Below are 14560 nucleotides of genomic sequence, written 5' to 3'. Positions count from 1 at the left end.
ACCGAGCCGTCAGCCTCGTGATCGGAATCGTTGCCTTCGACTTAACGTTCTCTTTGGACTAATCCGCCAGCAGGCGGCTGGCGAGGTCCTGTTCGGCCGCGTCGAAGTACTCGTCGAGCTGCTGGACCGCCTGTTCGACCGTTCCGTCGTTCAACAGTTCCACGATCTTGCGGTTCCACGGCAGGTAGGTCTGGTGGAAGGCCTCGACCTCGTGCGCGACGCGGAAGGCGAGCATGAGCTCGGCGAGGAGCCGGTCGGACTCGTCGCTCAGGCGAGCACTGCCCGCGAGGCCGACGATGCCGCGGTGGAACTGGATGTTCGCGCTGCCGGTCTTGCTGAAGTCGTTCTTCTCGGCCCGTGCCACGGCCTGGCGGACCGGCGCCCGCACCGCCTCCCGCTGCGCGTCGCCCACGGCGTTCCAGAGCCTCAGCGCGCCGCACTCGATCACGCGGCGCGCGGCGTAGAGGTCGCGCACGTCGTCAGCGGTCGGGCGGCGGACGAAGACGCCGCGGCTGTGCTCGTGCACCAGGATCCGGTCGCGCGTGAGCAGCCGGAACGCTTCCCTGAGCGTGTTGCGGCTGACGCCGAGCGCCCCGCCGATCGCTTCTTCGCTCAGGCGCAGCCCCGGCTCCAGCTCACCGAGGAGGACGCGCTCGCGCAGCATGTCGGCGACCTTCTGCGCGGTGCTCGCGCGCTCCAGATCAGCCTTGTTCTGGGCCAGCGTCGACACCCACGTCTCGGTCACCTCGGCAGTCTATTTGCAGGATCGTTCTATTGCACTATCGTAGAATCGTTCAACAATCCAACAATCCACCGAACAAGCGCGCGCATGGGAGGACGGCCATGGACCTGAACGCGGACCTGGGTGAGGGCTTCGGCCACTGGACCCTGGGCGACGACAAGGCCCTGCTGGCCGTCGTGACCAGCGCGAACGTCGCCTGCGGCTACCACGCGGGCGACGCTGACACCATGCGCGAAACCTGCGCCCTCGCCGCAGCCGCGGGAACGGCGGTAGGCGCCCACGTCGGCTACCGGGACCTGGCGGGCTTCGGCCGCAGGTTCATCGACGTAGCCCCGGACACGCTCACCAACGAGGTCCTGGCCCAGCTAGGAGCCTTGTCCGCGTTCGCCCGCGCCGCCGGCACCCGCATCTCGTACGTGAAGCCACACGGAGCCCTCTACAACACCCTGGTCAGACACGAAGCACAGGCAGACGCCGTGGTGGACGCAGTCCGCCTCTTCGACCCGACCTTGGCCGTGCTCGGCCCACCCGGCGCAGTCTGGCTGAAGCGAGCCTCGGTAGCGGGCCTGCGCGTGTGGCACGAGGCCTTCGCAGACCGCGCGTACACCCAGTCCGGAACCCTGGTCCCCCGAGGAGAACCGGGAGCAGTGCTGCGCGACCCGGCCGAGATAGCGGCCCGCTGCGTACAACTGGCGACCGAGGGCTGGATCCGCAGCGTCTCGGGCCGCCCGGTGCGAATCCAGGCCGACTCCATCTGCGTGCACGGCGACACCCCGGGCGCGGTGGAGATCGCCCGAGCGGTCCGCTCGGCCCTGGAGGCGGCGGGGGTAGCGGTGGCCAGGGTCGAGTCACCACTAAGGCACACCCGCCAAGCGGTCTGAAGCCCGCGACGCCCCGGCCGACGCATCCGGCACACGAGCACGACCACACCGGGCAGCGGGCCCGGCTCTCAGCCCATCAAGTTCATCAGCGCGACGAGGTTCCCTCCCGCCGCCCAGTCCGGCTTTGCCGCCGGACCCTGGTCTCCGCCTCGCTCCGCCAACTGCGCAGTGAGGCCTGACCGCCTGCCCTGCTCACGTGCCAGCTGTGCCTGTCTGGCCCGCGTGCTGGGCAGCTCGGCCTGGCCCACTCGCGCCAGTTCGCCGGCCAGCGCTGCCGCCGCGCCAGCCCTGCCCGCGCTAGTCCGCCTGACAGCTCTGCGTCTCGTCAGCTGACGGTCCGGCGTGGCGGTCTGTTCTACTCCCGCGTCGGCTCTGCCGCGCCAACCCAGCCCGCCAGTCTGGCCGCCTGCCTCCTGGGCAACTCGGCCAGCCACCTGCTCTGCCCCTGCCCCAGCACTGCCAGCGCCAGTCCGCCTGACAGCTCTGCCTCTTGCCGGCTCTGCCTGTCCGGCCCGTCTGCTGGTGGCTCGGCTTGCTCCATCCCCGCGTCAGCTCTGCAGCGCCAACCCAGTTCGCCAACCCGGCCCGCTACCCGCCTGCTCTACTCGCCCGGCCCGCCAGTCCGGGTGCCCCCGTCAGCCCGACTTGCCCAGCCCGACTTGCCCAGCCCGCCTTGCCCAGCCCGCCTTGCCCAGCCCGCCTGCCAGCGTGTCCGTCAGCTCACCCACGCCGCCCTACCAGCGCCACCTCGCCGTTCACACGGACTGGCGGACCAGCGCAGCCGCCCCCACCAGCCCGGCCTCCCCACCCAGCTCGGCAGGCCGCACCTCCAGTCCGGCCAGGTAGGACAGCCCGGTGTGCGTCTTCAACGTCCGCCGCACCGGCTCGAACAGCAGCTCCCCGGCCTGCGCCACCCCGCCCCCGATGACGGCGAGCTCCAGGTCGCACACCGCGGCGGCCCCGGCGATCGCCATCCCGACGGCCTGGCCTGCGCGGTCGAACGCCTCCAGCGGGATCTCCTCGCCGGACAGCGCGGCGGCGGCCAGCAGGGCGGCGTCGGCGTGGTCCGGTGCCTGCCAGCCGCGGCGGCGCGCCCACGCCACCATGCGCGGGCCTCCGGCGACGGTCTCCACGCACCCGCGGCCGCCGCACGTGCAGGGTTCGCCGTCGGGTTCCACGACGATGTGGCCGATGTGGCCCGCGTTGCCGGTGCGGCCGCCGAACGGCCGTCCGTCCAGCACCAGGCCGCCGCCCACGCCTGTCGACACGACGAGGCCGATCATGAACGTGCTGCCCTGGCCGGCGCCTCGCCAGTGTTCGCCCAGCGCCATGCACACGCCGTCGCCCGCGAGTTCCACCGGGACGCCGGGGAACAGCGCCGCCACCGACGACCGCAGCGGGAACTCCTGCCACGACGGCACGTTGATCGGCGAGACGGTGCCGGCGGTGGTGTCCACCGGGCCCGCCGAACCGATGCCCACGCCCGCGACGGCCGCGTCCTGGACGACCTCGGAGATCACCGAGACCACTGCGTCCCAGGGGTTTTCGGACGGCGTCGGCACGCGCGAGGAGCGCACCACCGAGCCGAAGGGGTCCACCAGGGCGGCGGCGATCTTGGTGCCGCCGAAGTCCAGTGCCAGCACCAGATCAGTCACGGTGACGCAGCTTAACCAGCCACTTCGAGGCGGATGGGCGCAGTGGTGCGGACCAGGTCGCCCGCGGCCACGCGCACGACGGCCGGCCACGAGCCCGGCGTGGCCCATGCGGGCGCTGCGAGCGTGAAGTCGAGGGGCAGCCGGCCCTGTCCCGGCAACAAGCCGCCCACGCAGAACGGCCCGACGAACTCCCACGAGGAGCGCGGCGACAGCAGCCGGGCCTGAACCGGCAGGTCACCGTGTGCGCCGGAGGCGAGCACGATCCGCACCGGCGCCGATTCGCCCGGTCTGACCGACACCACGTCCGGCGACGACGCCACCCACAGCACTTCGACGGGCTCCTCGCCGTCCCACTCGGGCACGGTCAGCAGCACGACGTCGTACACCTCGAAGGGCAGTCCCTCCAGCGTGGCGCGCACCGGGTGGCAACCGGGGGTGCGCGGCGGCACCAGGCGCACCTCGGCCGACACGTGGCCGCCCGCCGGCAGCGACACCGGCAGCGAGTCCCACGACGCCGACCAGCCGTCGGGCAGCGAGAGCCGGACGACGCCGGAGAAATCCGGTCCGTCCGACACGGCCACCACGCGCAACCGGGTCGGGCCGAGCACCTCCAGGTGCACGTTCGCGGCCAGGCCGCCCAGCGGCGCGGGCTCGTGCAGCCAGTAGCGCGCGAACACCGGGGTCACGGCGGGGGAGACGGGCCCCAGCGGCGGCCCGGCCAACGCCAGCCGCGGCGGTACGGACGGCAAGGTGCCACTAGACGGGCTGCGGCTCCCGAGCACGGCGAACAAAGAAGAAGGCCCCAGGTGCCCGACTTCGTTCCACAACGTGAAGGTCGTCGAGCCGACCATCCTCTCGCCGACCTCGCTGTGCCACACGCTCACCGGCCCGACCAGCCGAGGCGGTTCCAGAGCAGGACCGTCGACGGCGACAAGCGACGCGATCGGGTCGTACGACAGGACGTGGTGAGTGGACGCGATCTCGGTGCCGAAGCCGCGCTGCCAGCCGTGATCGACGTCGTCCTCGACCAACGAGTAGGTGCGCCATCCGCGTGCGGGCACGTCACGCGCCAGGAACGTCACTGTCACGCCGTCCACCAACGTCGGCAGCACAACGCCGTCGAACTCCACGTGCACGTTGCGCTCGAACGGCAAGTGCACGGACACGATGTCGGTGCACGCCGAGGACAACGGGTTCCACACGACCACCGAAGAGTCCACAGTGGACGTCAAGGCCGCGAGCGATCGCGAGATGACGTCGGACTGCAGGTCGAAGGCCTCACGCGGATGCGCCAGCGCGGCGCGTGAAAGAGCGGCGGCGGGATACGTGGCTCCGGTCAGCCGAGCCGCGTGCGAAGCGAACACGGCGGCAGGCGAGTCGTCCACAGGTGCAGGAGGCACGGACACAGAGCCGCGCACGTAGTAGTCGCGCGGCAACGAGCAGATGATCCGCGGCCACGTGTAGCGCGCGCTCCAGTCGTGGTGGATCGCCGTCACCCACGGGTTCGGAGCCTCCCGATCGGAACCGACGGGCAGCATCACGTGCGGCGCGGCGGCTCCGGCCCGCGACTCCAGGAACGAGGAGTAGACCGACCGCTCGGCCTCCTCCAGCGACGAGGCCACCAGCGACGGACCCGGCGGCAGCGAGGACAACAGCGGCGGCACACCCACCACACCGGACTCGGACCCGACGACCTCGACCCGGCCCTCGGAGATCAGCCGCAGCAGCAGAGAGCGGTGCTGCGGGAACGTGTCCCAGTACGGCTGCAGCAACTCGACCGACGTCACCGCGAACCGGTAGGCGGGATCGGTCAGCGCCAGGTCCAGGTGGGCGCGCACAGCGGTGAACGGCGCGTCGCCCGCGACGTGCCCGACGAGGTGCACAGTCCATCCCGGCGAGCCCACGACCAGCGAGAACGTGCACGACTCCTCGCCGGCGGCCGACCGCACGACGGCCTGGGCGGGCACCACCGCGCCGGGCGGGTGCTCGGACACGTCGACAGCGAGCTCGTAGCCGAACGGCCCCAGCGCCAGCGCGCCACCGTGCCGCGGCGAGTGCAGGCCAGGGCCGGACACGTGCGCGTGCACCTGTCCTGCCAGTGTGGGCGAGGTCAGTCGCACCACCTGCAGCAGTGCGGTCCGAGGTCCGACGAACAGCTCGGTGGACTCGGCGGCGATCACCGGACGATCGCACCACTGTTCACCAGGCGGCGAAATACCCCGATGGTGGCGTTCTACCTCTTCAGCATCCGGGTCAGACCGGCGGCCACGGTGGTGGCGAGGAGCCAGCCCGTCACGATCAGCCCGGACGCGATCCACTGCGACGCTCCGGGCGTCTGCCAGCGGTTCTTGTTGCCGAAGTCGACGATCGGCACCACCAGGTCGATCGTGTAGAGCCAGGCGTTCCACGGCAGGTGGTCGTCGTCGTTGATCTCGACCAGCGGTCCCTTGACCTGGAACCAGATGCTGCCGACGACCCACGCCGCGATCAGCCACCCCAGCGCACGCGCCGGCCGGTAGCCGTAGCCGACCATCGACCGCTGCAGGAAGCTCCACACCAGCACCAGCGGGCCGAAGAACCGCATGCCCTCGGCGACCGCGCGGTACCGCAGGCGTTGCTTCTCGATCAGCACGGTCGAGGCGTGCTCCTCGTTGCCGGCCGCGGTCAGCATCTCGGCGAACTGGTCGTACGGGCGCGGGCGGTAGCTGCGCCGCATCGCCTGCCGCAACCACCGCAGCCGCTGCTGCACCTGCTCGTCGTCGCGCAGGTCGATCGGGTAGGCGAGCGAGTCGTAGCGGAAGTCGTCGAGATCGATGAAACCCGTGGTGTTCCAGAAGTTCTCGTTGTCGTCCAACGACGTGCAGCGCGCCTGCCTCAGCGTCACGAGGCCCTTGGGCGGTGACACGACGTTGAGCATCAGCTCCTGCACCTGCATGCCCATGGCGTTCAACGCGTGGCTGTCGAGCTTGTAGCCGAGCACCGCGCCGTTGAAGTTCGCCATCCGGCCGATCATCGCGCGGCGGCACCGCACGCCGCCGTGCGCGACGAACTCCTTGTCGCCGCGCGCACAGATGAGGTCGCGGCCGATCGTGGCGCCGCCGATGTCGAGCGACGGCTTCTCACGTGGCTGGTGCCGGTACGTGCCCGGCTTGATCAACCGGCTGCCGCGCAGGTCGAGGTTCGCGCCGACGGTGATCCCGCGCAGCTCCAGCCCGCCGGCGACGTCCGACTCGCGCACCACGAAGTTGCTGCCGATCTGGGAACGGTTGGCCAGCACGGCGTCCGCGGCCGGATTGTCCACAGTGGCCCGTTCGATGGTGATGCTGCCGCGCACGTGGGTGTCGACCATGCGCAGCTGGCCCTTGATCCGCACGCCGCGGCCGACGACGTCACCGCCGATCTCCGCGCCGTCGACGTGCAATGCGCGGCCCGAGCCCGTGGGGTCGGTGCCGACCGACGGTGGTGAGACGGCGTCCAGCACCGCTTCCGCCAGCGAGAACGTGCCGCCGATCTTCGCGTTCACGGCGCGAACCGTGCCCATGCTGGTGAAGCCGCGGTCGAGCGCCAGGTCGCCGGAGACGTCCACGCGGTCGAGGAAGAGCGTCGCGGACGGGTCGGCGTGCGGGTCGCTGGAGGCCGTGAAGTCCGACCCGCGTGAGAGCGTCGCACCGCTCAGCGACAGCGTCGAGCTGATCCGCGCGTTGGCCAGGAACACCACGCCGTGCGAGGTGAACGCGCCCAGGAAGTTGCCGCCGACCTGCATGCCGTTGCCGTTCAACGTGAAGCCGTCGGCGTTCTCCAGCACCGCGCTGCCGAGGTTGACGTTGCCGCCGATGCGCGCTCCCGCGAGCCGCACCTCGCCCTCGGTGACGATGCCGAACCCGAGCAGCGCGCCCGCGACCGTCAGCCGGTCACCGTGCACGCACAGCCCGTCCGGCACGCTGAACCTGGTGTCCCGCAACAGGACCGAGCCCGCGATCTCGGCGTCGGTGAGATCGGTCAGGCCCGAGACGCGGCAGTCGAGCAGCGACACGTCGTTGCTGCTGCTCAGGTTGCGCGCTTCGAGACCGGGCAGGTCGCAGTCGGTGAACGAGATGCCCGCCAGGTTCGCCTGCCGCAGGTCCGGCGCCGCCTCGAACTGGCAGCGCTCGAACTCCAGCACGTACGGCACCTCGACCGCGCGCAGGTCGAGCACGTCGGTGACCACCCGGTCCACCACGCGGATGACGGGTGGGGTGCTCGGCTTGCGCCGAGGCAACCTCCACCCGCCACCACCCGAACCGTCGTTCTCCCCCAACAGTCCCCGCAGCACGTCCGCTGCGGCGACCTTCCCCCTCGCCACGCAGCTAGGCCGGGTCGCTCGGGCCGTGGTGCGTCGGGTCGAGCACGCGCGCCAGGAACTCCTGGGTGCGCGGCTCCTGCGGGTTGCCGATCACCTCGGCCGCCGGGCCCTCCTCGACGATGTAGCCGCCGTCCATGAAGATCACCTTGTCGGCGACCTCGCGGGCGAACTGCATCTCGTGCGTCACGACCAGCATCGTCATGCCCTCGTCGGCGAGCTGGCGCATCACGCCCAGCACGTCACCGACGAGCTCGGGGTCGAGCGCCGAGGTGGGCTCGTCGAACAGCATCACGTCGGGGTCCATCGACAGCGCGCGGGCGATCGCCACGCGCTGCTGCTGGCCGCCGGAGAGCTGCGCGGGCATCGAGTTGGCCTTCTCCTTCAGGCCGACCCGGTCGAGGTTGCGCAGGGCGATCTCCTGCGCCTCCTTCTCGCCGCGCTTGAGCACCTTGCGCTGCGCGACGGTGAGGTTGGCCAGGACGTTCAGGTGCGAGAACAGGTTGAACGACTGGAAGACCATGCCGATCTTCGTGCGCGCCCGGTCGATGTCGACGTCGTGGTCGGTCAGCTCGACACCGTTGACGACGATCTTGCCGTCGTTCGGCTCTTCGAGCAGGTTCACGCAGCGCAGCAGCGTCGACTTGCCGGAACCGGACGGGCCGATGATGCAGACCACGTCACCGCGGTTGACGGTGACGTCGATGCCCTTGAGGACGTCCAACGAGCCGAACGACTTCTTCAGCCCGGTGATCTCAACGGAAATCTCGCTCACAGGACGGACACCTTCTTCCCGCCGGAGCGGCGCTCCAGGTACCTGGACAGGTACCCGAGAGGCAACGTGATGATCAGGTAGCACAGACCGACGACGAGGATCGGGGTGAGCGACGGGCTGCGGCTCAGCGTCTCCCGCCCGAACTTCGTCAGCTCGTACTGGTCGCGGGCCAGGCCGATGATGTAGATCAGCGAGGAGTCCTTGGTCAGCAGGATCAGCTCGTTGGTCAGCGGCGGCAGGATGATCCGGAAGGCCTGCGGGATCACGATGGTGATCATCGCCCGGCCCTGGGACATGCCCAGCGAACGCGCGGCCTCGACCTGCCCCTTCGGCACGGCCTGGATGCCGGCGCGGATGGTCTCGGCCATGTAGGCGGCGCCGACGATGCCGAGCGCCAGCATGACCGTGGAGTAGATGTCGAACTGGATCTGGAACGCCAGCGGCACGCCGAACGCCAGGCCGATGAACACCAGCAGCGCCGGGATGCCGCGGAAGAACTCGATGTAGATCGTCGCGATCCACCGGTACGGCGCGATCGACGAGAGCTTCATCAACGCGAGGACGAGGCCGAGCGCGAGGCCGAAGGCGAAGCCGAGTGCGGTGTAGATGAGCGTGTTCTTCAACGCGATGGTGATGACGTTGGGGAACATCTCCCCCATCGTCTTGAAGTTGAAGAACGCCGTGCGGATCTGCTCCCAGTCGGCGAGGAACGCGATCACCAGGGCGATGACGACGAGCAGCGTGTATTGCGAGTAACGGAAGTATTCGGCCCGCTTGCGCTTGGACAGCGCCATGGTACGACTCCTAGCGGATGTGGTTCGGACGCGAACGGGGCGGCGTGATCCGCCGCCCCGTCAGCTCGAGATCGCTACTTCTTCGCCGGCTTCTTGCCGAACCACTTCTCGTAGATCTCGTCGTACTTGCCGCTCTCCTTGGCCTTCTTCAGGACCTCGTTGACCTTGGCCAGCAGCGCGGTGTTGCCCTTCTTCACGCCGATGCCGTACTGCTCGTTCGTCTGGAACTCGGCGGAGACCGCGGTGTCCGGGAACTCCTTGACGTAGTCGAAGAGCACGCCGTTGTCGTTGATCGCGGCGTCGACGGCACCGGTGCGCACGGCCGTCTCCATCAGCGGGAGGTCCTCGAACTGGATGACCTCGTAGCCGTTGGCGGCCTTGTTGTCGTTGGCGTAGATCTCACCGGTGGTGTCCTGCTGGACACCGATCTTCTTGCCCTTGAGGTCCGCCAGCGACTTGATCGGCGAGTCCTTCTTGACCAGCAGCGCCTGGGTGGCCTCGAAGTAGGGGTCGGAGAAGTCGATCGACTGCTTCCGCTCCTCCTTGATGGTCATACCCGCGGCGGCCACGTCGCACTGGTTCGCGTTGAAGCTCGCGCCGGACGTGATCGTCTCGAACTGGGTGTCGAAGATCTCCTGCTTGACCTTCAGCTCCTCGGCGATCAGGTCGACCAGATCGACGTCGAAGCCGACGGTCTTGTCGCCGTCGGTGTACTGGAACGGCTTGTAGGACAGGTGGGTGCAGGTGACGAGCTTGCCTTCCTTGACAAGCTTGATCCCACCGTCGGTGGTGCCACCGCCGCTGTTGGTGCTCGTCGCGCATCCGGCGAGCGCGGTCAGCGCAAGGGCCGCTGCGGGCAGTAGGGCGAGCACGTGCCTGGGTCGACGAGCCACTGCGTCACTCCTCGTAACTGTCGCGGACGAGTGAACGGGATCCTGCCACTCGGGTGACGCGGTGGACAGCACGTGGGTGTTACAGGCCACTGCCTTGCAATGATTTTGCGTCAAATCGGGCGTTGGGGCACAGAATCTTGCGCGATTTGGCCCAGATCACACAACATCTTCACGTATTGCGCACGAATGATAACCATCTGTGAGCGTGTCCTTGATCAGGATTTGATCACGACAGCGCTGGTCAGCGTGTTCTTTCGGCCAGCAGACCCGCCACCAGAGCGGTCCAGCCGGTCTGGTGGGTGGCCCCGAGACCCTCGCCGGTGTCCCCGTCGAAGTACTCGCTGAAGGTGACGTGCCTGCGCCAAAGAGGTGACTCGGACGCCTCGATCCGCTTGCCGTCCGACGGCCGGCGGCCGTCGTGGTCGGGCAGGAAGAGCCCGACGAGCCTGTCGCTCAGCTCGTCGGCAGCCTGACCCGCGGTGACCCAGCGCCCGGAGTGCGTCGGCATCTCGACCTGGAACATGCCGTCGTGGAACGCGCAGACCGTGCGCAGAGCCTCCACCAGCAGCGCGTTGGTGGGCAGCCAGACCGGGCCGCGCCAGTTCGAGTTGCCGCCGAACATCGGCGTGTGCGACTCGCCCGGCTCGTAGCCCATGCGGTGGTCCTGGCCCGCGACCTTGACCTCCAGGCCCTCGCGGTGGGCCGCGGAGAGGCTGCGGATGCCGTGCGGCGACAGGAACTCCTGCTCGTCGAGCATCCGGTGCAGGACGCGCTTGAGCTTGTGCTCGTCGAGCAGCGACACGAACGCGCCGCGCTCGTAGTGGAACGTGATGAACTGCCGCAGCTCGGGCCGTCGCTTGAGCAGGTGCTCCAGCCGGCTCGTGAACCCCTGCAGCTCTTCGAGCACCCACGGTTCGAGGACGGCGCCGGCCAGCAGCGGGATCAGGCCGACCATCGACCGCACGCGCACCGGCTCGGACTCGACACCGCCGCCGGGGCCGCGCCGCGAGACGCGGTCGTAGCAGAAGCCGTCCTCGTCGTGCCAGATGCCGCCGCCGTGCGACCCGAAGTGCGTGAACGCCTCCGCGATCGACAGGAAGTGCTCGACGAACTTCGTCGCGACGTCCTCGTAGGACTCGTCGTCGCGCGCCAGCTCCAGCGCGATCTGCATCAGGTGCAGGCTGTACGCGGCCATCCACGACGTGGCGTCGGACTGCTCCAGCCGCCACTCGCCCAGCATCGGCTCGGACCGGTTGACCGGCCCGATGTTGTCCATGCCGAGGAACCCGCCCTCGAACAGGTAGCTGCCGTCGGCGTCCTTGCGGTTGACCCACCAGGAGAAGTTGAGCAGCAGCTTGTGGAAGATCTTGGCGAGGAACCCGCGGTCCCTGCTGCCGTCCGCGCGGTAGACCTGCAACGCCGCCCACGCGTGCACCGGCGGGTTGACGTCGCCGAACTCCCACTCGTAGGCGGGGATCTGGCCGTTCGGGTGCATCATCCACTCACGGCAGAACAGCAGCAGCTGCTCCTTCGCGAACGCCGGGTCGACCAGCGTGAACGGGATGGTGTGGAACGCGAGGTCCCACGCCGCGAACCACGGGTACTCCCACTCGTCCGGCATCGAGATCACGTCGGCGACGTCCAGATGCCGCCAGTGCACGTTGCGGGCTTCGGGCGTACGTCTTGAGCTGGGCGCTTCGGGCTTCGTCGGATCGCCGTCGAGCCAGTCGCGGGTGCGGAACCGGTAGTGCTGCTTGGTCCACATGAGACCCGCCAGCGCGCGCCGCAGCACGTGCTTCTCCTCGGGCCCGACCTGCGGCGCGATGGCGTCGTGGAACTCGTCGGCCTCGACCTGGCGCTGCCGCATCGTCTCTTCGAAGCTCGGCCCGAACGGGTCCAGGTGCCCGTCGCCGCCGAGGAGCCGCAGCCGGATCGTCACGGTCTCGCCCGGCTCCACGGGGTCGAACGAGTACCAGGCCGCGAACTTGGTGCCCGCCACGCCGGCGTCGTCCGGCCCCACGACCTGACAGCTGCTCGTGCTGCCACGCACCACGTAGTCGCAGATGCCGTCCTTGGTCCACGGCGACGGGTTGCGCTCGGCCCCGAAGAGCGACACCTCGTTGGTCTCGTTGTCCGTCATGAGCATCGACGGCGAGTCGTCCAGGTGCAGCGTGTACCGGCCGAGGTTGCCGTGGTCGGCCGTGACCTTGCGTCCGGCCGTGGTGCTCGCGACGAGCTGACACGGCCGTTGGTCGCGGCCCCACGCCCACGTGTTGCGGAACCACAGCTGCGGCAGGAGGTGCAGCGGCGCGTCCTCGGGCCCGTGGTTCGTCGCGCTGATCTCGATGCAGATGTCGTCCGTCTCGGCCTTCGCGTAGGTGACCTGGACGTCGAAGAACCGGTTCTCGTCGAGCACCCCGGTGTCGCTCAGCTCGGGCTCGCGGTTCTCCCGGCCCGCGTGGCGCGCCATCTCGCGCAGCCGGTCGTACGGGAACTCGCGCTGCGGGTACCGGTAGACGACCTGCATCCAGGAGTGGGTGGGTGTCCCGTCGGTCACCCACCAGTGCTCCTTGACGTCCTCACCGTGGTTGCCCTCGTCGTTGGTGAGGCCGAAGTACCGCTCCTTGAGGATCGGGTCCTTGCCGTTCCACAGGGCGACGGCGAAGTTCATGAACCCGTGCACGTCGCAGATGCCGGCGATGCCGTCCTCGCCCCAGCGGTAGGCGCGCGAGCGGGCGTGGTCGAACGGGAACGACGCCCACGCGTCACCCTCGGGCGAGTAGTCCTCGCGGACCGTGCCCCACTGGCGACCCGACAGGTACGGCCCCCACAGCCGCCACGGCGAAGTCGGTGTGTCCGACTCCGCGAGACGCGCCCGTTCCGCATGTTCGCCCATCACCCCAGTGTGGGACACCAGGTCGGACGGCCGGTCGGGCCCGGGTGTGGTCTGAGTCCTACCTCACTAAAAGCGGGGTCAGCTCTGCTTCGAGTGCGAGTCGAGGACGAGCGCCACGGCCTCGGTGATCCGGGCAGCGTGCGCCAGGTGCAGCCACTCGTCGGGCACGTGGCAGTTGGAGTCGGGCCCGACCGCCCCGGTCACCACGAACTGCGCGTCCGGGTAGGCCTCGTGCAGCAGCCCCATGAACGGGATCGAGCCGCCCAGCGACACGGTCCGCCAGGGCGCGCCGAACACGTCCTTGCCGGCGTCGTCCAGCACCTGCGAGAGCCACGGCGCGAGCTCAGGCGCGTTCCAGCCGTCCGCGAACTCGACCCGCGTGAGCTCCACGGTCGCGCCGTAGGGCACGTCGGTGGTGAGCTTCTGCTTGACGGCCTCCAGGGCCGCGGCGGCGTCGGCCGTCGGCGGCAGGCGGAACGACAGCACGAGCGTCGTGAACGGGCGCAGCACGTTGCCCGCGTCGTCCGGCAGGGGCAGGCCCTCGGCGCCGGTCACGGACAGGGTCGGCCGCCAGCCCGAGTTCAGCGCCAGCTCGACCTCGTCGTCGGACATCGGCCGCAGGTCACCGACGCGCGGCACCGCACCCCACAGGGCGCCCGGCGCGGCCTCGACGGCCTCGCGGACCTCGGCCAGCCGGCCGGCCGGGATCTCGACGTGCATCTCCGGCACGAGGACCTCGCCGGTCTCCGAGTTCTCCAGCCGGTCGAGCAGCACCCGCGCGATCCGGAACGACGACGGCACGATGCCGGACGCCATGCCGGAGTGCAGGCCGCCGTCCAGCACCCGCACGGTGGCCGTGACCTGCACCAGGCCGCGCAGCGACGTCGTCAGCCACATGCGGTCGTAGTCGGAGCCGCCCGAGTCGAGGCACACGACGAGCGACACGCGGCCGAGGCGATCGGACAGGTGCTCCAGGTAGGCGGGCAGGTCGGGCGAACCCGACTCCTCGCCGGTCTCCAGCAGCACGACGCAACGGGCGTGGGAACCACCGGCGGCACGCACGGCCTCAATAGCGGCGATTGCGGCATATCCGGAGTAACCGTCGTCGGCCGAGCCGCGGCCGTAGAGACGTCCGTCACGCAGAACCGGGGTCCACGGACCGAGGCCTTCACCCCAGCCGCCGACCGGCGGTTGCTTGTCGAGGTGTCCGTAGAGCAACACCGTGTCGTCGGACGAGTTACCGGATGAGGGCACGTCGACCAGCAGGAGCGGCGTACGTCCCGCCAGTTGGACGACTTCCAGCGTCGCTCCGGGGAGTGCGCGTGACTCGATCCAGAGGCGCACGTGCTCGATCGCGGCGGCCAGTTCGCCGTGCTCTTCCCAGGCGGGATCGAACGCGGGCGAGATCGCCGGCACAGCGACGAGCTGAGACAGGCTCGGGACGATGTCGTCGTCCCAGAGCGCCCTGACAGTGCTGGTCACAACTGAGCGGTCCACCTCTCGATCCTGTCACGACTCCGCCTCCGCTCGCGTCCGTAGCCTCTACTCCGAGGCCCGCAGCTAAGTTAACGATCGGTAACCGGGA

10 protein-coding genes are annotated in these 14560 nt (G+C 69.5%); 1 reads left to right on the top strand and 9 read right to left on the bottom strand.

What is annotated here, in order from left to right; translation table 11 throughout:
- Positions 1 to 58: 58 nt before the first annotated feature.
- Entirely contained in the window at positions 59 to 745 is a 687-nt protein-coding gene (locus ORI60_RS08575; protein ID WP_266036099.1) for a GntR family transcriptional regulator, read from the bottom strand.
- Positions 746 to 843: 98 nt separating this feature from the next.
- Between ORI60_RS08575 and ORI60_RS08570 the strand changes: the two genes are divergently transcribed.
- Positions 844 to 1623, top strand: coding sequence for a LamB/YcsF family protein (locus ORI60_RS08570; RefSeq protein ID WP_266036097.1), 780 nt, complete (start codon positions 844 to 846; stop codon positions 1621 to 1623).
- 755 nt (positions 1624 to 2378) lie between these two features.
- Here ORI60_RS08570 and ORI60_RS08565 read toward each other — a convergent pair.
- From ORI60_RS08565 to ORI60_RS08530, 8 genes are all read right to left on the bottom strand, one after another.
- Positions 2379 to 3278 (bottom strand): ROK family protein, encoded by a 900-nt coding sequence (locus ORI60_RS08565; protein ID WP_266036095.1) that lies wholly within the window; start codon positions 3276 to 3278, stop codon positions 2379 to 2381.
- A gap of 11 nt (positions 3279 to 3289) precedes the next feature.
- Positions 3290 to 5458: an NEW3 domain-containing protein gene (locus ORI60_RS08560; protein ID WP_266036093.1), complete on the bottom strand. Its 2169-nt coding sequence runs from the start codon at positions 5456 to 5458 to the stop codon at positions 3290 to 3292.
- A 53-nt stretch (positions 5459 to 5511) separates the two neighbouring features.
- On the bottom strand, positions 5512 to 7620 hold the full coding sequence (locus ORI60_RS08555) for a hypothetical protein (RefSeq protein ID WP_266036091.1): 2109 nt from the start codon (positions 7618 to 7620) through the stop codon (positions 5512 to 5514).
- 4 nt (positions 7621 to 7624) lie between these two features.
- Positions 7625 to 8392, bottom strand: coding sequence for an amino acid ABC transporter ATP-binding protein (locus ORI60_RS08550; RefSeq protein WP_266036089.1), 768 nt, complete (start codon positions 8390 to 8392; stop codon positions 7625 to 7627).
- Complete coding sequence (locus ORI60_RS08545; RefSeq protein ID WP_266036087.1) at positions 8389 to 9186, bottom strand: amino acid ABC transporter permease; 798 nt, start codon at positions 9184 to 9186, stop codon at positions 8389 to 8391. Before ORI60_RS08545 ends, ORI60_RS08550 begins: the two co-directional genes overlap by 4 nt.
- Before the next feature lie 74 nt (positions 9187 to 9260).
- Complete coding sequence (locus ORI60_RS08540) at positions 9261 to 10079, bottom strand: basic amino acid ABC transporter substrate-binding protein (protein ID WP_266036085.1); 819 nt, start codon at positions 10077 to 10079, stop codon at positions 9261 to 9263.
- Positions 10080 to 10320: 241 nt separating this feature from the next.
- Positions 10321 to 12975 carry an MGH1-like glycoside hydrolase domain-containing protein gene (locus tag ORI60_RS08535; protein ID WP_266036083.1) on the bottom strand — a complete coding sequence of 885 codons (2655 nt, stop codon included), beginning with the start codon at positions 12973 to 12975 and terminating at the stop codon, positions 10321 to 10323.
- Between the two features lie 78 nt (positions 12976 to 13053).
- The gene (locus ORI60_RS08530) at positions 13054 to 14457 is read right to left on the bottom strand and encodes a M20/M25/M40 family metallo-hydrolase (RefSeq protein ID WP_266036082.1); all 1404 of its coding nucleotides are present in this window, start codon (positions 14455 to 14457) and stop codon (positions 13054 to 13056) included.
- Positions 14458 to 14560: the final 103 nt, after the last annotated feature.

Origin of the sequence: Lentzea sp. NEAU-D7 (genome assembly GCF_026242055.1) — a bacterium.
Taxonomy (GTDB): domain Bacteria; phylum Actinomycetota; class Actinomycetes; order Mycobacteriales; family Pseudonocardiaceae; genus Lentzea.
Note: the sequence above shows the minus strand (reverse complement) of the source record. Positions and strands in the feature narration are given on the sequence as shown.

What these genes read in the sequence shown, in the direction of transcription:
- ORI60_RS08570 (WP_266036097.1), top strand. Translation starts at nt 844, where the DNA reads ATGGACCTGAACGCGGACCTGGGTGAGGGCTTCGGCCACTGGACCCTG.
- ORI60_RS08545 (WP_266036087.1), bottom strand. Translation starts at nt 9,186, where the DNA reads ATGGCGCTGTCCAAGCGCAAGCGGGCCGAATACTTCCGTTACTCGCAA.
- ORI60_RS08535 (WP_266036083.1), bottom strand. Translation starts at nt 12,975, where the DNA reads ATGGGCGAACATGCGGAACGGGCGCGTCTCGCGGAGTCGGACACACCG.